At 62.6% G+C, this 20,833-nt stretch carries 18 protein-coding genes; 13 read left to right on the top strand and 5 right to left on the bottom strand.

Annotation, left to right across the window (positions count from 1 at the left end):
• Positions 1-101 precede the first annotated feature (101 nt).
• Positions 102-1,340 carry a transporter associated domain-containing protein gene (locus BLV20_RS08415; RefSeq protein WP_092299601.1) on the bottom strand — a complete coding sequence of 413 codons (1,239 nt, stop codon included), beginning with the start codon at positions 1,338-1,340 and terminating at the stop codon, positions 102-104.
• 12 nt (positions 1,341-1,352) lie between these two features.
• Positions 1,353-2,165: a cytochrome C assembly family protein gene (locus BLV20_RS08410; protein WP_007927682.1), complete on the bottom strand. Its 813-nt coding sequence runs from the start codon at positions 2,163-2,165 to the stop codon at positions 1,353-1,355.
• Positions 2,166-2,363: 198 nt separating this feature from the next.
• Here BLV20_RS08410 and ffh point away from each other — a divergent pair, with 198 nt between their 5' ends.
• From ffh to BLV20_RS08380, 6 genes are all read left to right on the top strand, one after another.
• Positions 2,364-3,740 carry a signal recognition particle protein gene (ffh, locus tag BLV20_RS08405; protein ID WP_092299598.1) on the top strand — a complete coding sequence of 459 codons (1,377 nt, stop codon included), beginning with the start codon at positions 2,364-2,366 and terminating at the stop codon, positions 3,738-3,740.
• A 248-nt stretch (positions 3,741-3,988) separates the two neighbouring features.
• Positions 3,989-4,240, top strand: coding sequence for a 30S ribosomal protein S16 (gene rpsP / locus BLV20_RS08400; protein WP_007927680.1), 252 nt, complete (start codon positions 3,989-3,991; stop codon positions 4,238-4,240).
• A 5-nt stretch (positions 4,241-4,245) separates the two neighbouring features.
• A complete protein-coding gene (gene rimM, locus BLV20_RS08395; RefSeq protein WP_007927679.1) occupies positions 4,246-4,782 on the top strand; it encodes a ribosome maturation factor RimM in 537 nt (178 codons plus the stop codon).
• 2 nt (positions 4,783-4,784) lie between these two features.
• Positions 4,785-5,537 carry a tRNA (guanosine(37)-N1)-methyltransferase TrmD gene (gene trmD / locus BLV20_RS08390; RefSeq protein WP_007927678.1) on the top strand — a complete coding sequence of 251 codons (753 nt, stop codon included), beginning with the start codon at positions 4,785-4,787 and terminating at the stop codon, positions 5,535-5,537.
• A gap of 45 nt (positions 5,538-5,582) precedes the next feature.
• Entirely contained in the window at positions 5,583-5,933 is a 351-nt protein-coding gene (rplS, locus tag BLV20_RS08385) for a 50S ribosomal protein L19 (RefSeq protein ID WP_009047143.1), read from the top strand.
• Positions 5,934-6,024: 91 nt separating this feature from the next.
• Entirely contained in the window at positions 6,025-6,438 is a 414-nt protein-coding gene (locus BLV20_RS08380; RefSeq protein ID WP_007927676.1) for an acyl-CoA thioesterase, read from the top strand.
• A 69-nt stretch (positions 6,439-6,507) separates the two neighbouring features.
• Here BLV20_RS08380 and BLV20_RS08375 read toward each other — a convergent pair whose 3' ends face one another.
• The gene (locus BLV20_RS08375) at positions 6,508-8,313 is read right to left on the bottom strand and encodes a cation:proton antiporter (protein WP_092299595.1); all 1,806 of its coding nucleotides are present in this window, start codon (positions 8,311-8,313) and stop codon (positions 6,508-6,510) included.
• 106 nt (positions 8,314-8,419) lie between these two features.
• Between BLV20_RS08375 and xerD the strand changes: the two genes are divergently transcribed.
• From xerD to BLV20_RS08345, 6 genes are all read left to right on the top strand, one after another.
• Positions 8,420-9,316 (top strand): site-specific tyrosine recombinase XerD, encoded by an 897-nt coding sequence (gene xerD, locus BLV20_RS08370; protein WP_092299592.1) that lies wholly within the window; start codon positions 8,420-8,422, stop codon positions 9,314-9,316.
• Between the two features lie 307 nt (positions 9,317-9,623).
• Positions 9,624-10,355: a thioredoxin fold domain-containing protein gene (locus BLV20_RS08365; RefSeq protein ID WP_092299589.1), complete on the top strand. Its 732-nt coding sequence runs from the start codon at positions 9,624-9,626 to the stop codon at positions 10,353-10,355.
• A gap of 131 nt (positions 10,356-10,486) precedes the next feature.
• Positions 10,487-11,791 (top strand): homoserine dehydrogenase, encoded by a 1,305-nt coding sequence (locus tag BLV20_RS08360; protein ID WP_092299584.1) that lies wholly within the window; start codon positions 10,487-10,489, stop codon positions 11,789-11,791.
• A 62-nt stretch (positions 11,792-11,853) separates the two neighbouring features.
• Positions 11,854-13,263: a threonine synthase gene (gene thrC, locus BLV20_RS08355; protein ID WP_092299581.1), complete on the top strand. Its 1,410-nt coding sequence runs from the start codon at positions 11,854-11,856 to the stop codon at positions 13,261-13,263.
• A 155-nt stretch (positions 13,264-13,418) separates the two neighbouring features.
• Entirely contained in the window at positions 13,419-16,994 is a 3,576-nt protein-coding gene (locus BLV20_RS08350; protein ID WP_092299578.1) for an ATP-binding protein, read from the top strand.
• 90 nt (positions 16,995-17,084) lie between these two features.
• Positions 17,085-18,326, top strand: coding sequence for an EAL domain-containing response regulator (locus tag BLV20_RS08345; RefSeq protein ID WP_092299575.1), 1,242 nt, complete (start codon positions 17,085-17,087; stop codon positions 18,324-18,326).
• Between the two features lie 8 nt (positions 18,327-18,334).
• Here the strand turns inward: BLV20_RS08345 and BLV20_RS08340 are convergent, their stop codons facing one another.
• On the bottom strand, positions 18,335-18,997 hold the full coding sequence (locus BLV20_RS08340) for a response regulator (protein WP_092299572.1): 663 nt from the start codon (positions 18,995-18,997) through the stop codon (positions 18,335-18,337).
• 475 nt (positions 18,998-19,472) lie between these two features.
• Between BLV20_RS08340 and BLV20_RS08335 the strand changes: the two genes are divergently transcribed.
• Positions 19,473-19,757, top strand: a complete 285-nt coding sequence (locus BLV20_RS08335) for a DUF3509 domain-containing protein (RefSeq protein ID WP_092299821.1) — start codon at positions 19,473-19,475, stop codon at positions 19,755-19,757.
• 167 nt (positions 19,758-19,924) lie between these two features.
• On the opposite strand, the gene BLV20_RS08330 is transcribed toward BLV20_RS08335, so the two are convergent.
• A complete protein-coding gene (locus BLV20_RS08330; protein WP_256577707.1) occupies positions 19,925-20,818 on the bottom strand; it encodes a TIGR02285 family protein in 894 nt (297 codons plus the stop codon).
• Between the last annotated feature and the right edge of the window lie 15 nt (positions 20,819-20,833).

Below are 20,833 nucleotides of genomic sequence, written 5' to 3'. Positions count from 1 at the left end.
TGTCAGGCAGAAGGTGGATGCAGGGTTTGCGACCGCTTCGCGGTCGATCGCAGCCTCGCGGGCTCGGCAGCGGCTACAGGGTCACGATTACAGGGGCACGATTACAGGGCTGGCGCAGTGAGCGGCTTGGTGTGCCAGATCAGCACGCGACTGACCCGGTTGTCCTCGGTTTCGAGGATTTCCAGGCGGTAGCGGCCGATCTTCAGGCACACGGCGCTGTCGGGAATGGTCTCCAGCGCTTCGGTGACCAGGCCGTTGAGGGTTTTCGGGCCGTCGCAGGGCAGGTGCCAGCCCAGGCTCTTGTTCAGCTCGCGAATCGAGGCGGCGCCTTCGATTACAAAGCGTCCGTCGGCCTGAGGGTGGATATGCGGGTTGTCGAGGCTGTGCTCGCTTTCGAATTCTCCGACGATTTCTTCGAGGATGTCTTCCAGGGTGACGATGCCCAGCACTTCGCCGTATTCGTCCACCACCATCCCCAGGCGGCGCTGCTGTTTGTGGAAATTCAGCAGTTGCAGCTGCAGCGGGGTGCTTTCCGGCACGAAGTACGGTTCGTGGCAGGCTGCCAGGAGCGCTTCTTTGGTCAGGCTGGCATCCGGCAGCAAATGGCGGATCTGCCGGGTGTTGAGGACCGCCTCGACCTGATTGATATCGCTGTGGAACACCGGCAGGCGGGTGCGCTTGGACAGCCGCAACTGTTCGATGATGTCGCCGATGGGCTCGTCGAGGTTGATCCCGTCGACTTCGCTGCGCGGCACCAGGATGTCGTTGACGGTGATGTTGTCCAGGGCGTGGATGCCCGATACCGGATGTGGGCGGCCGTTGGCATGTTCTTCGGCGCCGTTCGGGGCGGTGGCTTGCTCATCTTCGCTCTGCTTGACAGCGCCGGCCTTGCGAGTGAAGGGGCGCAGCAACAGCTGGCTGATGCTGTCGAGCAGCCAGGCCGCGGGGTAAATGATTTTCAGCGGCACGCCCAAGAGGGTATTGCCCAGCCCAAGAATCGCATCCGGATAACGTATGGCCAGGGTGCGCGGCAGATAGTCGGCGAGTACCAGCAACGCGCTGGTAGCGATCAGGCAGGCCAGCCAGGGGCCGTTTTCAGCCCACTGCTGCAGCGCCAGCAAGGTGCTGATAATGACTGCCAGAACCCGGCACAGGGTATTGCAAAGAATCAGGCTGTCGCGCGGAAAGCTCAGGCGCGCCAGCGGTTTGTCGCCCGAGCGCGTGGCGGTGCGCAGGGTCAGCAGATGCTGTTGGGCGGCTTCGATGGCGGTGAACAGCCCCGACCACAACACCAGCAAGGCCAGGACCACGAGCATCGGCTCTATGGGCAGGTTGTCCATTATCGCCGCTCGTCAGATATGCAGGATGTATTCACGGACCAGCTTGCTGCCGAAGTACGCCAGCATCAGCAGGCAGAAACCGGCCAGGGTCCAGCGAATTGCCTTGTGCCCGCGCCAGCCGAGGCGGTTGCGGCCCCACAGCAGCACGCTGAACACCACCCAGGCCAGGCAGGCCAGCAGGGTCTTGTGCACCAGGTGCTGGGCGAACAGGTTCTCGACGAACAGCCAGCCGGAGATCAACGACAGCGAGAGCAGGGTCCAGCCGGCCCAGAGGAAGCCGAACAGCAGGCTTTCCATGGTTTGCAGCGGCGGGAAGTTCTTGATCAGCCCGGACGGGTGCTTGTGCTTGAGCTGGTGGTCCTGCACCAGCAGTAGCAGGGCCTGGAACACGGCGATGGTGAACATGCCGTAGGCGAGGATCGACAGCAGGATGTGGGCGAGGATGCCCGGTTCTTCGTCGATGACCGGCACCGTGCCGGTGGGCACGAACTGCGCCAGCAGCACGGTCAGCGCTCCCAGCGGAAACAGCAGGACCAGCAGGTTCTCCACCGGAATGCGCGAGCAGGCCAGCAGGGTCAAGGCGATCACGGCGGCGGCGATCAGGCTGGCGGCGCTGAAAAAATCCAGGCCCAGGCCCACGGGCGTCATCAGGTGGGTCAGGAGGCTGGCGCTGTGGGCGAGCAGGGCGAGGATGCCGAGCGAGACCAGCAGGCGCTTGTTCGTCTTGGCGGCTTGGGCCAGACGAGTGCCTTGATAGAGGGTCGCAGCGGCATAGAGACAGGCGGCGGCGAGGGTGGTTAGCAAGCTGGGTGACAAGGGGAGCATAAATCCTGTTAGGCAAGCCCGAAAGTCGTTGAGTTTGGCATAGAACCGCCACTACACGAAAGACCGCGCAACCAGACGGCGGCTGTGCGTCGCGCGCAGTCTTCGCTATAATCCGCGACCTGCCCACGGAGCACCTCTTTATATAGGGGCCCCGAGCCGCCATTACCTCGGTCTACTTAGGGCCTGAAAGGATCGCGCATGTTTGAAAACCTAACCGACCGTCTCTCGCAGACGCTGCGCCATGTCACCGGCAAGGCCAAGCTGACCGAGGACAACATCAAAGACACCCTGCGCGAAGTGCGCATGGCGTTGCTCGAAGCCGACGTCGCCCTGCCGGTGGTGAAGGACTTCGTCAACTCGGTGAAGGAACGTGCGGTCGGCACAGAAGTGTCGCGCAGCCTGACCCCGGGCCAGGCGTTCGTGAAGATCGTCCAGGCCGAACTCGAAAGCCTGATGGGCGCGGCCAACGAAGATTTGAACCTGAGCGCTGTGCCGCCTGCCGTCGTGTTGATGGCCGGTTTGCAGGGTGCCGGTAAGACCACCACCGCCGGCAAGCTCGCGCGCTTCCTTAAAGAACGCAAGAAAAAGAGCGTGATGGTGGTGTCGGCCGACGTTTACCGTCCGGCGGCGATCAAGCAGCTCGAAACCCTGGCCAATGACATTGGCGTGACCTTCTTCCCGTCCGACCTGAGCCAGAAGCCGGTCGCGATCGCCGAAGCGGCTATTAAAGAAGCCAAGCTCAAGTTCATCGACGTGGTCATCGTCGATACCGCCGGTCGTCTGCACATCGACACCGACATGATGGAAGAGATCCAGGCGTTGCACGCGGCGGTCAAGCCGGTGGAAACCCTGTTCGTGGTCGACGCCATGACCGGCCAGGATGCCGCCAACACGGCCAAGGCCTTTGGCGACGCGTTGCCGCTGACCGGCGTGGTCCTGACCAAGGTCGACGGCGATGCCCGTGGCGGTGCCGCACTGTCGGTGCGTGCGATCACCGGCAAGCCGATCAAGTTCATCGGTATGGGCGAGAAGAGCGAAGCGCTCGAGCCGTTCCACCCCGAGCGTATCGCTTCGCGCATCCTTGGCATGGGCGACGTGCTCAGCCTTATCGAGCAGGCCGAACAGACCCTCGACAAGGAAAAGGCCGACAAGCTGGCCAAGAAGCTGAAAAAAGGCAAAGGCTTCGACCTCGAAGACTTCCGCGACCAGCTGCAGCAGATGAAGAACATGGGCGGCCTCGGTGGCCTGATGGACAAGCTGCCGAATATCGGTGGCGTGAACCTGGCGCAGATGGGCAATGCCCAGGGCGCGGCCGAGAAGCAGTTCAAGCAGATGGAAGCCATCATCAACTCCATGACCCCGGCCGAGCGTCGCGACCCCGAGCTGATCAGCGGTTCGCGCAAGCGCCGGATCGCCATGGGCTCCGGCACCCAGGTGCAAGACATCGGTCGCTTGATCAAGCAGCACAAGCAGATGCAGAAGATGATGAAGAAATTCTCCGCCAAGGGCGGGATGGCGAAAATGATGCGCGGCATGGGCGGAATGTTGCCCGGCGGCGGCATGCCGAAGATCTGAAGAATCCGCGCCGGCAACCTTGTCGGCGTTTCCCGCGGGGACGCGGGACCTCCAGCAAACCCGCGTTTGGCGGGAGCTGACTCGCCGTTGTTGCCAACGGCCCTATAGCAAATCTGGATGGCAGCCGGTAGGCGCCGGAAAAAGTCATTTGCAAAAGTCCGGATATTCCTTAGAATATGCGGCCTTTCGGGCACCCATGCCCGCTGTGCATTTAGATTTGCAGCACCGACTACAGGAACGATGTTCACATGCTAACAATCCGTCTTGCCCTTGGCGGCTCCAAAAAGCGCCCGTTTTACCACTTGACCGTGACCGACAGCCGCAACCCACGCGACGGTTCGCACAAAGAACAAGTTGGCTTCTTCAACCCGATCGCTCGTGGTCAAGAAGTCCGCCTGTCCGTGAACCAAGAGCGCGTAGCCTACTGGCTGAGCGTTGGTGCACAACCGTCTGAGCGTGTTGCTCAGCTGTTGAAGGAATCGGCTAAGGCTGCAGCCTGAACCCTATGAACGCGACGCCTGCTCCTGCTGATGATTTGATCGTTATCGGCAAAATCTATTCTGTTCACGGCGTTCGCGGCGAAGTGAAGGTTTATTCCTTTACTGATCCGATTAAAAACCTGTTGGATTACAAAACCTGGACGCTCAAGCGCGAAGGTAGCGTGAAACAGGTTGAGCTGGTCAGCGGACGCGGGAATGAAAAATTCCTGGTCGCAAAGCTCAAGGGTCTCGACGATCGTGAAGAAGCACGTCTTCTGGCCGGTTATGAGATCTGCGTGCCGCGCAACCTGTTCCCTGAACTGACCGACGGCGAGTACTACTGGTACCAGCTGCAAGGTCTCAAGGTCATCGACACTCACGGACAACTGTTCGGGAAGATCGATCACCTGCTGGAGACCGGCTCGAACGATGTAATGGTGGTCAAGCCTTGCGCTGGCAGCCTGGATGATCGCGAACGCCTGTTGCCCTATACCGAGCAATGCGTGTTGGCCGTCGACCTGGCAGCGGGCGAGATGAAGGTGGATTGGGACGCGGACTTCTGAACGTGGCTAGCCTGCGCGTAGAAGTGATCAGTTTGTTTCCCGAGATGTTTTCCGCCATCAGCGACTACGGCATAACCAGCCGCGCGGTGAAACAGGGGCTCTTGCAGCTGACCTGTTGGAATCCGCGAGACTACACCACGGATCGACATCACACTGTGGACGATCGCCCATTTGGCGGTGGCCCGGGCATGGTGATGAAGATCAAGCCCCTGGAAGATGCTCTGGTTCAGGCCAGGCAGGCAGCCGGGGAGGGCGCGAAGGTGATTTACCTGTCGCCCCAAGGCCGCAAACTGACTCAGTCGGCGGTACGCGAACTGGCGAATGAGGATGCATTGATCCTGATTGCCGGTCGTTATGAAGGCATTGACGAGCGTTTTATTGAAGCTCATGTCGATGAAGAGTGGTCGATTGGTGACTATGTACTCTCCGGTGGCGAGCTGCCGGCGATGGTCCTGATTGATGCGGTTACGCGACTGCTGCCCGGAGCTTTAGGGCATGCGGATTCCGCGGAGGAAGATTCCTTCACGGATGGTCTGCTGGATTGCCCGCACTACACCCGACCGGAGGTGTATGCGGATCAGCGTGTTCCCGACGTGTTGCTAAGTGGCAACCACGCACACATCCGGCGTTGGCGTTTACAGCAGTCCCTTGGTCGGACCTATGAACGACGCGCCGATCTTCTGGAAAGCCGCTCGCTTTCTGGAGAAGAGAAGAAGCTGCTCGAGGAATACATCCGCGAGCGGGACGATAGTTAACAACGTATCGATGGTAGATCCGACGATTTACCTTAGGAGCACAGCATGACCAACAAAATCATTCTTGCACTCGAAGCAGAGCAGATGACCAAAGAGATCCCAGCCTTTGCCCCGGGCGACACCATTGTCGTTCAGGTGAAAGTGAAGGAAGGCGATCGTTCCCGTCTGCAAGCGTTCGAAGGCGTTGTAATCGCCAAGCGTAACCGCGGCGTGAACAGTGCATTCACCGTTCGTAAAATCTCCAACGGTGTTGGCGTAGAGCGTACTTTCCAGACCTACAGCCCGCAAATCGACAGCATGGCTGTCAAGCGTCGCGGTGACGTACGTAAAGCCAAGCTGTACTACCTGCGCGACCTGTCGGGTAAAGCAGCTCGCATCAAGGAAAAACTGGCTTAAGTCCAGCTTCCGATGCAGAAAAAAGCAGCCTACGGGCTGCTTTTTTGTTGCCCGTCATTTTTCCCCGAATTGTGTTTCAGGCAGTAGAACCATGAGCCCCCGCGAGCAAGAGATTCAACGCCGGACCGAATTGTCGGTTACCCGCGTGACCAAGGCGGTGTTCCCGTCGACAACCAACCACCACAACACCCTGTTCGGCGGTACGGCGCTGGCCTGGATGGACGAAGTGTCGTTCATCGCCGCGACCCGTTTTTGCCGGCTGCCGCTGGTCACCGTGTCCACCGACCGCATCGATTTCAATCACCCGATCGCCGCGGGCTCCATCGTCGAGCTGGTAGGAAGGGTAGTGAAGGTTGGCAACACCAGCCTCAAGGTCGAGGTTGAAGTCTTCGTTGAGAGCATGAGCTGCGATGGGCGGGAGAAGGCCATCCATGGCCTGTTCAGCTTTGTTGCCATCGATGATGACAAGCGCCCGGTGCCGGTGCTGCCGGGGTTTGTCGACTGATCGCGAGCAAGCCTAGATCTTGCGGGATTTCACCGTTCTGTAGGAGCGAGGCTTGCCTGCGATGGGCTATCAGGCCGTCGTATCCTTCTGAATCAACGCCACCAGCGTCCAGCCCGCAGCGGGTTTGAGGACGCTGTCTGGCGTTGCCACATGCACCCAGCCGTTGTTGTCGCGAGCGAACAGCAGGGTCGCCCGTTCCCCGTGCAGCGCCCGGTAGTCCTCCCAGCCAAAGCCCTCGGTCAGGTTGGTGCTGTACAACTCCGCACCCTGTCCCAGCAGGCTGGCCAGCTTGCTGTAGGACAACGCCTCGCTGCCCAGCAGATGCCCGCGATGTTCATGACTGGCCCGGTGCTTGTCGGTGCGCCGGCTTTCCTGGCTGTTGGCCAGGCCGAACAGGCGCTGATGGCCGAAATCGTGGCGAAAGCGCATGGACGCCAGGGTGTTCAGTTCGCCGGAGGGCGACAGCGCCAGCAAGTGGCCAAGCCCCACCAGGTCCAGATGGGCATCGGCATGTTGCGATGCCGGGTTGCCGAAATAGGTCGGCAGGCCGTCCATGCGCGCGGCGCGGATGTTCTCCCAGCTCGAGTCGGTCAGCAGCACGCGGCTGCCCAGTTGCTGCAGGGCCTTGCCGATGGTCCGCGCCGGGGCGTTCGCGCCGACGATCAGGAAGCCGCTCGGCGCCGGCTCCGCGACCTTCAGCAGGCGTGCCAGTGGTCGTGCGGTGGCGCTCTGCAGCACCACGGTGCCGATGATCACCGCAAAGGTCAGCGGCACCAGCAGCAGCGCGCCTTCATGGCCGGCCTGGTCCAGGCGAATGGCGAAAATCGCCGAGACGGCCGCGGCGACAATACCCCGTGGCGCGATCCAGGCCAGCAAGGCCCGCTCGCGCCAGCCCAGATTCGAGCCGGCCGTGGACAGCAGCACGTTCAAGGGGCGGGCGATGAACTGGATGATCAGCAGCAGGATCAACACCAGCGGCCCCAGGGCGATCAGGGCGTTGAGGTCCAGGCGCGCCGCCAACAGGATGAACAGCCCGGAAATCAGCAGCACGCTGAGGTTTTCCTTGAAGTGCAGGATGTGCCGGACGTCGACGTCCTTCATGTTGGCCATCCACATGCCCATCAGGGTCACCGCCAGCAGGCCGGACTCGTGCATCACCTGGTTGGCGCCGATGAAAATACCCAGCACCGCCGCCAGCGTGGCCAGGTTATGCAGGTACTCCGGCAGCCACTGGCGCCGCATGACGGTACCCAGGACCCAGCCGCCGACGATGCCGAACAGGCTGCCGCAGAGGATCACCCCGCCGAAGGTCAGCAGGCTATGCTGCAAGCCCTGGCCTTCGGCGCTGGCGATGATGAAGCTGTAGACCACCACGGCCAGCAGGGCGCCGATCGGGTCGATGACGATACCTTCCCAGCGCAGGATATTGGCGATCGACGCCTTGGGCCGGACCACGCGCAGCATGGGTACGATCACCGTGGGGCCGGTGACCAGGGTCAGGGTGCCGAACAGCAGCGCCAGCAGCCAGTCGAAGCCCAGCAGCCAGTGGGTGGCCAGGGTAATCACCGCCCAGGTCGAGAGCGCGCCGATGGTCACCAGCCGATGCACCACCTTGCCGATCTCGCGCCATTCCGACAGGTGCAGGGTCAGGCTGCCCTCAAACAGGATCAAGGCCACCGCCAGCGATACCAGGGGCATCAATAGCGGTCCGAACAGTTCCTGCGGGTCGAGCCAGCCCAGGACCGGGCCGGCGAGAATGCCGCTCAACAGCAGGAACAGAATGGCCGGTAGTTTCAGGCGCCAGGCCAGCCATTGGCAGCCCACTGCCGCCACGCCGATGCCGCCAAAGGCCAACAGAATCTGTTGTTCGTTCATTGAAGCTCCCTGTTCCTTGAAATAGCGGGCTATGAAAGACTAGCGACCCTCTGCACAGTTCACTATTTATTTGCACTGGCCCCGGGGCCGCGCCTTTCGAGTATTTATGCCTGCCGTCGACCATCCCCTGATAGACCGTTTCCTCGATGCGCTATGGCTGGAAAAAGGCCTCTCGGACAACACCCGGGAGGCGTATCGCAGCGACCTGGCATTGTTCAACGGCTGGTTGCAGGAGAAAGGGCTGGAGCTGGCGAATGCCGGCCGCGAGCTGATTCTCGACCACCTCGCCTGGCGGGTGGAGCAAGCCTACAAGCCGCGTTCGACGGCGCGTTTTCTTTCCGGGGTACGCGGTTTCTATCGTTACCTGCTGCGCGAAAAGCTGATCGCCGTGGACCCCACGCTGCAAGTCGACATGCCGCAGCTAGGGCGGCCGTTGCCCAAGTCCCTGTCGGAAGCCGATGTCGAAGCCCTGCTGGCCGCGCCCGACTTGAGCGAGGCCATCGGCCAGCGCGATCGTGCCATGCTCGAAGTCCTGTATGCCTGCGGCCTGCGGGTCACCGAGCTGATCAGCCTGACCCTGGAGCAGGTCAACCTGCGCCAGGGCGTATTGCGGGTGATGGGCAAGGGCAGCAAGGAGCGCCTGGTGCCGATGGGTGAGGAAGCGATTGTCTGGGTCGAGCGCTATATGCGCGATGCCCGTGGCGAGCTGCTCGGCGGGCGCCCCAGCGATGTGCTGTTCCCCAGCCAGCGCGGCGAGCAGATGACTCGCCAGACCTTCTGGCACCGGATCAAGCATCAAGCCAAGGTGGCCGGGATCGGCAAGTCGCTGTCGCCGCACACCTTGCGCCATGCCTTCGCGACCCATCTGCTCAACCACGGTGCCGACCTGCGGGTGGTGCAGATGCTGCTGGGCCACAGCGACCTGTCGACCACCCAGATCTACACCCATGTCGCCCGGGCCCGATTGCAGGACCTGCATGCCAAGCATCACCCCCGCGGTTGATGTGTAGCCGCTGCCGCAGGCTGCAATCGGCTGCGTGGCAGACGCCAATCCTATGTTCGGGTTTTAATTGAAACACCGCAGTGCCCGTTTTTACGACGGCTGCGCCACCGAACGCAGCCTCGTGGGCTCGGCAGCGGCTACACGGGGCAGGCCGCGCTGATCGGCAAATGACCGGCTTGCACGACCCGGAGCCCGCCAGGCGGGCCTTATGTGATAGGCTTTGCCGGTTTACAAAGTGGGCCGTTGTGACCCGGTGTTCCAGTACGGGCGTTATGACCGTCCCATTTGTCCGCCTTCAGGAGTTCCCATGCGCGTGACCCGAATTATTGCCGCCGCAGCCATTGCGCTGGCCAGCACCTTTGTCATGGCCGATGACGCCGCCGAAAAAGCGATTCGTAAAAGCCTCCAGAGCCTGCAACTCGAAGTCCCGGTAGAAAGCATCAGCGCCAGCCCGTTGCCCGGCCTGTATGAAGTCAAGCTCAAGGGCAGCCGCGTGCTGTACGCCAGCGCCGACGGCCAGTTCGTGATGCAGGGCTACCTGTTCCAGCTCAAGGACGGCAAGCCGGTCAACCTGACCGAAAAAACCGAGCGCCTGGGCGTCGCCAAGTTGATCAACGGCATTCCGGTCGCTGAAACCGTGGTCTACCCGGCCATCGGTGAAACCAAGACCCATATCACCGTCTTCACCGACACCACCTGCCCTTATTGCCACAAGCTGCACGCCGAAGTGCCCGAGCTGAACAAGATGGGCGTGGAAGTGCGTTATGTCGCCTTCCCGCGCCAGGGCCTGGGTTCGCCGGGCGACGAGCAGTTGCAGGCGGTCTGGTGCTCGGCCGACAAGAAAGCGGCCATGGACAAGATGGTCGACGGCAAGGAAATCAAGGCCGCCAAGTGCGCCAATCCGGTTTCCAAGCAGTTCGCCCTGGGCCAGTCGATTGGCGTGAACGGCACGCCGGCCATCGTTTTGGCTGACGGCCAAGTGATTCCGGGCTACCAGCCTGCGCCACAAGTCGCCAAACTGGCGCTGGGCGCGAAATAATCCTGCGTCGTCGAGCCTTTGACGATCATGACGCGACGGTTGTGGCTGGCGCGTCATTAATAGAGAGCCGTGCGGTTTGCGGCTGTTTTCCACGGCCGACCTAGCGTCGGCCGTTTCATGGGGAGTTCAGAGTGAATCCGGTCAAAGTGGGCATCTGTGGGCTGGGTACCGTCGGTGGCGGTACCTTCAATGTACTTCAGCGTAACGCCGAGGAAATTGCTCGTCGTGCCGGGCGTGGAATCGAAGTGGCACAAATTGCCATGCGCACGCCAAAGCCTCAGTTCCAAACGACCGGTATTGCGATTACCAACGATGTGTTCGAAGTGGCCACGAACCCTGAGATCGACATCGTCATAGAGCTGATGGGCGGCTATACCGTTGCCCGCGAGCTGGTACTCAAGGCCATCGAGCATGGTAAACATGTGGTCACCGCCAACAAGGCGCTTATCGCCGTACACGGTAACGAAATTTTCGCCAAGGCCCGTGAGAAGGGCGTAATCGTGGCCTTCGAAGCCGCGGTGGCGGGGGGTATTCCTGTCATCAAGGCGATCCGCGAAGGCCTGTCGGCCAACCGCATCAACTGGGTGGCCGGGATCATCAACGGCACTGGCAACTTCATCCTCACCGAAATGCGCGAGAAGGGGCGTACCTTCGAAGACGTGCTGGTCGAGGCCCAGGCCCTGGGTTACGCCGAAGCCGACCCGACCTTCGATGTCGAAGGCATCGACGCTGCGCACAAGCTGACCATCCTGGCGTCCATCGCCTTTGGTATCCCGCTGCAGTTCGACAAGGCCTACACCGAAGGCATCACCAAGCTGACCACCGCCGACGTGAACTATGCCGAGGCCCTGGGCTATCGCATCAAGCACCTGGGCGTGGCCCGTCGCACCGATGCCGGCATCGAGCTGCGCGTGCACCCGACGCTGATCCCGGCCGACCGCCTGATCGCCAACGTCAATGGCGTGTTCAACGCGGTGATGGTCAATGGCGACGCCGTTGGTTCCACCTTGTATTACGGCGCCGGCGCCGGCATGGAGCCGACTGCTTCGTCGGTGATCGCCGACCTGGTGGACGTGGTGCGTGCCATGACCAGCGACCCGGAAAACCGCGTGCCGCACCTGGCCTTCCAGCCGGACTCGCTGTCGGCGCACCCGATCCTGCCGATCGAGGCCTGCGAAAGCGCCTACTACCTGCGGATCCAGGCCAAGGATCACCCGGGCGTGCTGGCCCAGGTGGCGAGCATCCTGTCCGAGCGCGGTATCAACATCGAGTCGATCATGCAGAAAGAGGTCGAGGAGCATGATGGCCTGGTGCCGATGATCCTGCTGACCCACCGGGTGCAGGAGCAGCGCATCAACGATGCGATCACCGCGCTGGAAGCCCTGCAGGGCGTGGTCGGTCCCGTCGTGCGGATCCGCGTCGAGCACCTGAACTAATCCGTTTCGTTGCGCGAGCCCCTGCGGCTCCCGCTTGAAAACTCTTTTTAGAGGAGCCAGTCATGCGTTACATCAGCACCCGCGGCCAGGCACCGGCCCTGAATTTCGAAGACGTCCTGCTGGCCGGCCTGGCGAGCGATGGCGGCCTGTACGTGCCGGAAAACCTGCCACGCTTTACCCAGGAAGAAATCGCTTCCTGGGCCGGCCTGCCGTACCACGAGCTGGCGTTCCGGGTGATGCGCCCGTTCGTCACCGGTAGCATTCCCGATTCCGTCTTCAAGAAAATCCTCGAGGAAACCTACGGTGTGTTCGCGCACAGCGCGGTCGCGCCGTTGCGTCAACTGAACGGCAACGAATGGGTCATGGAGCTGTTCCACGGCCCGACCCTGGCGTTCAAGGACTTCGCCCTGCAACTGCTGGGTCGCCTGCTGGACTACGTGCTGGAAAAACGTGGCGAGCGCGTGGTGATCATCGGCGCCACTTCCGGCGATACCGGTTCGGCCGCCATCGAAGGTTGCAAGCGTTGCGACAACGTCGACATCTTCATCCTGCACCCGCACAACCGTGTGTCCGAAGTGCAGCGCCGGCAGATGACCACCATCCTCGGCGAGAACATCCACAACATCGCCATCGAAGGCAACTTCGACGACTGCCAGGAAATGGTCAAGGCCAGCTTCGCCGACCAGGGTTTCCTCAAGGGCACCCGCCTGGTGGCGGTGAACTCGATCAACTGGGCGCGGATCATGGCCCAGATCGTCTACTACTTCCACGCGGCCCTGCAGCTGGGTGGCCCGGCGCGCTCGGTGGCGTTCTCGGTGCCGACCGGCAACTTCGGCGACATCTTCGCCGGTTACCTGGCCCGCAACATGGGCCTGCCGATCAACCAGTTGATCGTCGCCACCAACCGCAACGACATCCTGCACCGCTTCATGAGCGGCAACCAGTACGTCAAGGAAACCCTGCACGCGACCCTGTCGCCGTCGATGGACATCATGGTCTCCTCGAACTTCGAGCGCCTGCTGTTCGACCTGCACGGCCGCAACGGCGCCGCCCTGGCCGCGCTGATGGACTCCTTCAAGCAAGGCGGCGGTTTCAGCGTCGAGCAGGAGCGCTGGACCGAAGCGCGCAAGCTGTTCGATTCCCTGGCCGTGGACGATGCCCAGACCTGCGAGACCATCGCCGAAGTCTTCGCCCAGACCGGCGAAGTGCTCGACCCGCATACCGCGATCGGCGTGAAGGCCGCCCGTGAGTGCCGTCGCAGCCTGGATATCCCGATGGTGGTGCTGGGCACCGCGCACCCGGTGAAGTTCCCGGAAGCGGTGGAGCAGGCCGGGATCGGCAAGGCCCTGCAATTGCCGGCGCACCTGTCCGACCTGTTCGAGCGCGAAGAGCGTTGCACCGTCCTGGCCAACGACCTGAAGGCCGTACAAGCCTTCGTCAGCCAGCACGGCAACCGCGGCAAACCGCTCTGATCGATTGACATCGATCGTCAACAAGGCCCGTCTCTGACGGGCTTTGCTTTTTTACACCGGCTGTTTATGGCGGCGCGTCTTCAGGGACGGAGCACAAGGACAAGGCACAAGGACAAGGACAGGACAACACGCCGCAGATCACGCACAGGATGGTTATGTTGCTGCACCCCTTTTTGCGCACATTGATGGTGTTGACGATGCTGTCCCTGGCTCCGTGCCTGATGGCGGCGCAGAGCCTGCCCTTCAAGCTGGTGCCGGCCTTCGTCGAGCTGGAGCCGCTGACCCTGGCGCCGGCCGAGCGGCAATGGCTGGCGAAGCAGGGCACCTTGAAGGTGGGCATTTCGATCGATGACTATCAGCCGATCGACATCACCCGCGACCGCAATCGCTACCAGGGCATCAGTGCCGACTACCTGAGCCTGGTCGGCGAGCGCCTGGGCATGCCGATGCAGGTCCTGGGGTTCGCCGAGCGCGATCAGGCGGTCGAGGCGCTGCGCAATGGCACGATCGATATCCTGACCAGCGCCAATGGTTACGAGCGCGGGATCATGGGGCTGCACTTTTCCAGCGACTACATGCCCGATCGGGCGGTGGTGGTCGTGCGCCGAAACGAGGCCGAGATCCCCGAGGACTTGGCCGGCAAGAAAATAGTGCTGCTCGAAGGTTATGCGGACGCAAAAGTCGCCCACGCGGCTTATCCCAATAGCCAGATCATCCTCTCGCCCAATCTCTATAGCGGCCTGGAAGCCCTGGAGCAGGGGGATGTGGACGCTTTTATCGGCAACGAGGTGATTGTCCGCGCCTATAAGGCGCTGCGTCCTTACCTGGGGCTGCAGATCCGCACCGGCAGCCGGCTGCCACCGATCGGCTTTGCCTTCGCCACGCGCCAGAGCGACCCGCTGTTGAGCCGCCTGATCGAACAGGCGCTGAAGAGCATCGACGACTCCACGCAACGGGAAATCCTCGCTCGCTGGACCACCGGGCTGGGCGCCAGCGTCAGCGACGAGCGGATCAAGCTGAGCAAGGCCGAGCGCGCCTGGCTGCTCGAGCATCAGCATGTGGTGGTGGCTTCCCAGCAATACCCGCCCTATGTGTTCAAGGACAAGGACGGCCAGTGGACGGGGCTGAATATCGACCTGCTCAACCGGATCTCGAGAATGACCGGCCTGCAGTTCGTTCAGGAGGAAAGTTTTTCCACCAGCCATACCCTGGACCTGTTGCTCAAGGGCCGGGCGCAGATGAATACCACCTTGGCGGCCAACGACGAGCGCTGCGGCTTTCTCGACTTCACCCATCCCTTTGGCGGTTCGGCCTGGGTGTTCGTGGTCCGCTCCGAAGACCTCCAGCTCAATACGCTCTCCCAGCTGGAAGGTCGGGTATTGGCGCTGCCGGCCAAGCATGCGCTGGAGAGCTACGTTCGCCAGAGCTACCCGAAAGTCCACCTGCGCTCGGTCAAGACCTATCAAGAGGCGCGGGCCCTGGTGGCCAATGGTGAGGCCGATGCAACCATCCAGAACGAAGTCGAGGTGCAGGGCTACCCGGCGAACGGGCTGCGCATCGGCCGTAGCGTCGAGGGCAAGTGGTCGGCCGACCAGTTTTCGGTGCGCAGGGACCAGCCCGAGCTTTTGAGCATCCTGAACAAGGCCCTGGAAGCCTTCCCGGTGGCCGAACTCAGCGCGATCCGCCTGAAATGGCTGGGGGTGACGCCGGTGCCGGTGCCGGTCTGGCAGCGCGTGCCGATGTGGATCTACTGGGCCACCTTCACCGCGATCCTGTTCGGCCTGCTTTCCCTGGCCTGGAGCAGCCGGCTCAAAGTGCAGATCCGCCAGCGCCTGCAAGCCGAGCAACGCCTCAACGACCAGTTGGCGTTCAAGCGCGCCTTGCTCGACGGCATCCCCAGCCCGATCTTCGTCCGTGACCTGGCCGGGCGCATGATCACCTGCAACAAAAGCTACGAAATCCACACCGGCATGCGCCTGGAACAGATCAAGGGGCTGTGCCTGGCCGAGCTCGATGCCCTGCCCGAGGCCACGGCCCAGCAGTTGCACCAGGAGTTCCTGCAGCAGCTGGAATCCCAGGAATCGGTGTTCGTCGACCGCCAGATCGAGTCCAAAAACGGCCCGGTGCAGATCTATCAATGGACCGTGCCGTTCTACAGCGCCCAGGGTGAATTGCAGGGGCTGCTGGGGGGCTGGATCGACATCACCGAGCGCAAGCGCCTGGAGGAAGAACTGCTGCAAGCGCGTCGCGCGGCGGACCAGGCGAACTACGCCAAGAGCGCTTTTCTCTCGACCATGAGCCACGAGATCCGCACGCCGATGAACGCCATCATCGGTTTGCTGGAACTGGAGAAGGAACAGGCGCGCCTGCGCGGCATGCCGTTTTCCGATGCCTTGCGCGTGGCCTACCAATCGGCGCAGGAGCTGATCGGCCTGATGGGCAACAACCTCGACCTGGCCAAGATCGAGGCCGGGCACATGCAGTTGGCGCCGCAGACCGTGGCCCTTCGCGGCTTCTTCGAAGACATCCGGCAACTGTTCGAGGCCACCGCGCGCAATAAGGGGCTGAACCTGACGCTGGCTTTCGACAAGGCGGCTGAGGGTTGCTACTGGCTCGATCCGTTGCGCCTGCGCCAAGTGCTGCACAATCTGTTGAGCAATGCCCTGAAATTCACCCAGGTTGGCGAAGTGCGGGTGTCGGTCGAGCGCCAGGTCGATGAGCATGGCGCTGATCGCCTGTGTATCAGCGTGGCCGACACCGGGCTGGGCATCAGCCCCGAGAAGCAGGCGAGCCTGTTCGATCCGTTCACCCAGGCCCATGTGCAGACGGCGCTGGGGCAAGGCGGGACCGGCCTGGGCCTGAGCATCTGCAAGCAACTGGTGGAGCTGATGGGCGGCCGCATCCTGCTGCACAGCCAGCCCGGCGAGGGAACCACCGTGACCCTCGAACTCTACCCGGAGCAGGTGGTCGAGGATTTCAGCCAGGCGCCAGCGGTGGCCGGCGAGCGCCCGCAAAGCCGTCGCATGTCGGTGCTGGTGGTCGACGACGTGCGCGCCAATCGCATGGTGCTCAGCCAGCAACTGATGTTCCTCGGGCACAAGGTGGTGGCGCTCGATAGCGCCGAGGCGGCACTGGCGCGCTGGCGAAGCGAAGCGTTCGACCTGGTCATGACCGATTGCCACATGCCGGGCATGAACGGCTATCAGTTGAGCGAAGCGATACGCCGGGTCGAGGCCGAGGAAGGACGTGAGGCCTGCCCGCTGATCGGCTGCACGGCCAATGCCTTCGAAGATGAACAGCAGCGCTGCGCGCAGGCCGGCATGGACGAACTGCTGGTCAAGCCGGTGACCCTGGACCGACTGGCGCAGATGCTTGCGCGCTTTTTGCCGTCGCCGTCGTTCGACATCCAGACCCTGCGCACCATGACCCAGGCCGACGAGCCGGTCCTGCAACGCATGCTGCGCGAGCTGTGGAGCAACCTGGCGCAGGAGCATGCGGCCCTGGAACTGGCGGTGCAGGAGCAGGACTGGGCGCGGATCGGCATGGCCACGCACCGCCTGAAAGGGGTGTGCTGCCTGATCGATGCGCTGCCGCTGGCCCAGGCCTGCATCGACCTGGAAGCAGTGACCCGGGCCTGCTCGACGTCGCAGTTGGCGCAGCATTGGCCGCTTCTCAAGGAGGCCATCAACTGCTTGCGCAGCGACATCGAACCGTATCTGGGGGCCGATTAAGACTTGTCTTATAGGGCGCTCTGACCTCTGCGATTAACGTACCGGCCCGCTGCGGATTCTCGCCGCTCTTGCCGTATCGGAGGTCGTTCCATGCACAGGTTGAAAGTGCTCGTTCTTGAAGACAATTCGTTTCAATTGATGGCCCTGCACCAGATGCTCAACGCCAATGGCGTGTTCAACGTGCTGAATGCCGAAAGCGTTGCCGCCGCCCGGCAATCCCTGGACAACAAGGGGCCGGTGGACATCGCCATCTGCGATCTGTACCTGGAGCAGGCCGACGGGCTGGAGCTGATTCGTTACCTGGCAGAGCAGCAACGGGCAAAGGCGCTGATCATTCTTAGCGATGCGCAAGCCGATGTCCGCGAGGGCGCCGCGGCCATGGCCAGGCAGCAGGGCCTGAACGTGCTGGGCTGCCTGCCCAAGCCGGCTTCGGTCACTTTGGTCAATGAGCTGCTGAGCCTCTACCAGCAATGTTTCGAGCCGGGCCCGCAGGCCTTGTCGCTGGCCCAGGTGCGCGACATCCTGGTGCTGGACATGTTCCAGCCGCAGGCCCCGACCGCCGAAGAAGGGCAGGCCGCGGTGCTGCGCCATGGGGTCGCCCATTTCCAGCCGGTGGTCAGCCAGGACGGCGCGATCCAGGGCGTCGAAGCCCTGGCGCGCTGGCAGCACCCGGAGCATGGCTTGATGCTGCCCGCCGACTTCCTCCCGGTGATCGAGTTCGCCGGGCTGGAGGAGGCCTTCACCTGGCTCATGCTGGAACAGGCGATGCAGCTGTCGGCCGGGGTGCGCCTGGTCATGGGCCGCTCGCTGGCGATCTCGGTGAATATCCCGGTGGGCATGCTGGAGCTGCCGAACTTCGCCCGGCAGCTGGAAGCCCAGCTGCGCCGTTTCGAGGTGCCGGCCCAGCTGCTGACCCTGGAAATCGTCGAGACCACCGAGCTGGAAACCGATACCGCGCATGTGGAGGCCTTGCTGCGCTTGCGCATGATCGGCTGCAAGCTGTCGATTGGCGACTTCGGCACCGGTGGCACCAGCCTGCAGCGTTTGCTGGAACTGCCGTTCACCGAGTTGAAGATTCCGCCGGCCTTTGTCTGCGGGCTGGCGGCCGATGAGCGCAAGTCGGCGGTGGTGGCCGGGGCCATGAGCATGGCCCGGCGTATGTCGTTGGGCCTGGTGCTGGCCGGCATCGAGAGCGCCGCCGACTACGAGGCGGCCAACAAGCTGGGGCAGGCGCGCCTGCAAGGTTGCTTCATTGCCGAGCCCATGAGCGCGGTCGCCGTGCGGCAGTGGATCGTCCGGCGCCTGAAGGACGACCTCGACGGGGAGGTCTGAGCCGCTGCTCAGGCGAGCCCGTGCTCCTGCACGTAGATGTACAGCGCCGCGGCGCTGGACAGGCCGAGCTTGCGCATGGCGCTGACTTTCTGGGTGCTGACGGTCTTTTTGCTGCGGTTGAGCTGGGCGGCGATTTCCCCGACCGTCAGCCCGGCCGCCAGCAGGCGGATGACTTCGAGCTCGCGGGGCGACAACTGTTCCCCGGACAACAAGCGGTCCGGCCCGACTTCGCCCGCCAGGCTGAGAAGCTGCCGGATGGCCTGGGCAACGAAGACCTTGTCGCGGCGCACATGGCTGATCGCCGCCGGCAGTTCATCGGCCAGGCTGGCCTTGCTCAGCAGGCCCATGACGCCCAGGTCGAGAATCGAGCGGAACAGCCCGGCATTGTTGAGCATGGTCACCACCACGATCGGCAGTTGCGGGTGATGCCGGCGCACCTGCTCGATCAGGCGCAGGCCGTCGTTCTGCTGTTCCCCCGGCATCATGAAATCGGTGACCAGCAGGTCGCAGGGACAGCTTTGCAGCAGCTCGCCGAGCGCGGTCGGCGAGCTGGCTTCGCCGACGATCGCCAGGCGTTCGTCGCGCTCCAGGACAGCCCGCAGCCCGATAAGGAAAATCGGGTGATCGTCGGCCAGGACGATTCGCAGTTTTTTACTGGACGTTTGATTCAAGACTCGCTCCGGTGAGAAGGCAGTATTTCGGACAAACCCAACAGCCGGGCAACAATCGTCGCTGCGCCGCCGGGCTTTGCCAACCACTCGAGGAGAGGGCCCCATGGCCACACCCCCATCTGCCAGAAAGACCTGCACCAGGCCTGAAGCCCCGCCCCGGGTACAGGTCGCGATGCCGGTGCGAATCCACCCTTGCCGCTACTCCTGCCGCCAGGCGGTAGCGGGCTACAAGAAGGTCGAGGCGCTGATCGAACAGCCGGCGCCGTCACGTTCGTTTCTGGTCTGACGTGCTGATTCTAGTCTGATACGGGGTGTTTTTTATCTGTCATCTTTTGCGGGCATGCTGGATCGACTCAGGTCGGCAACCCTTGTCGGTTGCGAACTTTCTTCTCTGGGCGATGGTCACTTGAATGCCAGAAAGCGACCGGCATTCGTGAATTCGAGCCTTAACTAGAGCTATTGAGTGGTGATCGAGATGGAAAGTATCAGCCTATTGTTGGGTGAAGCTTTGAGCCCGTATCAGGTAACTCTGACTCCGCGCGCGCCGGGGGAATGCCTGGTGACCCTGAAGAATGCCTTGGGAGCCATTGTGGTCGAGCGCGAGTTCAGCCAGGCCCAGTTGACCGACAAACGCCAGTTGACCGATGTCGTCGACGGCCTGCATCGCGACGTATTGATTGCTGAAGGCCGCCTGGAACCCTGTGTCATCGCGGCCTTGCGTAACGTGGCCCGGGAGAAGGCGTTCGATACCGCGCGCTGATCGGAACATTCGCGGAACCTTCGCCATCGGCCATCAGTCAGACCCTTGGCAACAGGAGCGAGCATTGTGCTCCGGTGCTTGTCGCCTGTTGCACGGGTCTGGTGTCAGACCACGTTTAACCCCGAGTCGTCTCCCCACTTCTCGGGGTTTCTTTTTGCCCGCGGTTTCTAGCGCCGCGGCATGTCGTGGAAAAACGCCAGGGCGTCGTTGCGGTATTGCGCGCGCAGCGACGGCTCCAGCCACTGGGCATATAACTCCAGCAGCTTGTGCTGGCGCAGTTCGAGCAGCGCCTGGTTGATGCGCTCCACCGCCTGCCGGCCCCGCGCCGTGTTCGAGCAGCCGACGTTCACCGATTGGTAGGTGGGCATGCCCTGGATCGGGTAGAACTCCAGGTCGTTCGGGTCGAGCCCTTGCTGCTGCGCCTGGAAACGGATCTCCGGCTGGTAGCCGATCAGGCCCTTCAGGCGTCCGCGCCGTTGCATCTGCAGCAGGTTGCCGATGGCGTTGTTGCCGTAGTGGGCTATCAAGGTTTCGGGCGGCGCCTGGTCGAGCAGGGTGTCGATTTGCTCGCCATAACTCCGCTCGGCCACCACGCCAACGGTGTGCGGGGCGCTGGCCAGCAGCGCGCGCAAGTCGACGCGGCCGTCATGGATAAACGGCAGCAGGCCGTCACGGTCCCGGCGCAGCACCGCCAGGCCATTGCTGAACACGCGAAAACTGGTGATGGAAAACGCCACCCACTGCGCCCGCTGCGGGCTGAACATCAGCGCCGGGTCGCAGACGAAGGGTTGTTCCCGAAGCATTTGCATGCCCCGCGCGCGGTTGACGTGCACGACTTGATGGTCGTACTCCGGCAGGCTGGCCATCAGTGCCGGCAAGGCCTGGTCGATCACGCCCTGGCCTTTTTGCGGCCCCTCGAAAATGGTCGTTGGCGGCAAATCGCGCAAAACCCAGATCAGGGTGTCCCTGGCCTGGCTGACCTGGGGGCAGATGCCGAGCATCAGCAACACCCCCAACAAGCGCATCCCACGGATCATTCGCCCGCTACTGCATGGGTTCATCAGGCTGCTGATCCT

The organism is Pseudomonas sp. NFIX28 (assembly GCF_900107395.1).
Lineage (GTDB): Bacteria > Pseudomonadota > Gammaproteobacteria > Pseudomonadales > Pseudomonadaceae > Aquipseudomonas.
This window is presented reverse-complemented; position numbering and strand designations above follow the sequence as displayed.

Excerpts from the sequence above, each read along its gene's own strand:
- BLV20_RS08330 (WP_256577707.1), bottom strand. The coding sequence starts at position 20,818 with ATGAACCCATGCAGTAGCGGGCGAATGATCCGTGGGATGCGCTTGTTG.
- rpsP (WP_007927680.1), top strand. The coding sequence starts at position 3,989 with ATGCTAACAATCCGTCTTGCCCTTGGCGGCTCCAAAAAGCGCCCGTTT.
- xerD (WP_092299592.1), top strand. The coding sequence starts at position 8,420 with ATGCCTGCCGTCGACCATCCCCTGATAGACCGTTTCCTCGATGCGCTA.
- ffh (WP_092299598.1), top strand. The coding sequence starts at position 2,364 with ATGTTTGAAAACCTAACCGACCGTCTCTCGCAGACGCTGCGCCATGTC.
- BLV20_RS08380 (WP_007927676.1), top strand. The coding sequence starts at position 6,025 with ATGAGCCCCCGCGAGCAAGAGATTCAACGCCGGACCGAATTGTCGGTT.
- BLV20_RS08335 (WP_092299821.1), top strand. The coding sequence starts at position 19,473 with ATGGAAAGTATCAGCCTATTGTTGGGTGAAGCTTTGAGCCCGTATCAG.
- BLV20_RS08365 (WP_092299589.1), top strand. The coding sequence starts at position 9,624 with ATGCGCGTGACCCGAATTATTGCCGCCGCAGCCATTGCGCTGGCCAGC.
- thrC (WP_092299581.1), top strand. The coding sequence starts at position 11,854 with ATGCGTTACATCAGCACCCGCGGCCAGGCACCGGCCCTGAATTTCGAA.
- BLV20_RS08375 (WP_092299595.1), bottom strand. The coding sequence starts at position 8,313 with ATGAACGAACAACAGATTCTGTTGGCCTTTGGCGGCATCGGCGTGGCG.
- BLV20_RS08415 (WP_092299601.1), bottom strand. The coding sequence starts at position 1,340 with ATGGACAACCTGCCCATAGAGCCGATGCTCGTGGTCCTGGCCTTGCTG.
- BLV20_RS08345 (WP_092299575.1), top strand. The coding sequence starts at position 17,085 with ATGCACAGGTTGAAAGTGCTCGTTCTTGAAGACAATTCGTTTCAATTG.
- BLV20_RS08410 (WP_007927682.1), bottom strand. The coding sequence starts at position 2,165 with ATGCTCCCCTTGTCACCCAGCTTGCTAACCACCCTCGCCGCCGCCTGT.
- rimM (WP_007927679.1), top strand. The coding sequence starts at position 4,246 with ATGAACGCGACGCCTGCTCCTGCTGATGATTTGATCGTTATCGGCAAA.
- BLV20_RS08350 (WP_092299578.1), top strand. The coding sequence starts at position 13,419 with ATGTTGCTGCACCCCTTTTTGCGCACATTGATGGTGTTGACGATGCTG.
- rplS (WP_009047143.1), top strand. The coding sequence starts at position 5,583 with ATGACCAACAAAATCATTCTTGCACTCGAAGCAGAGCAGATGACCAAA.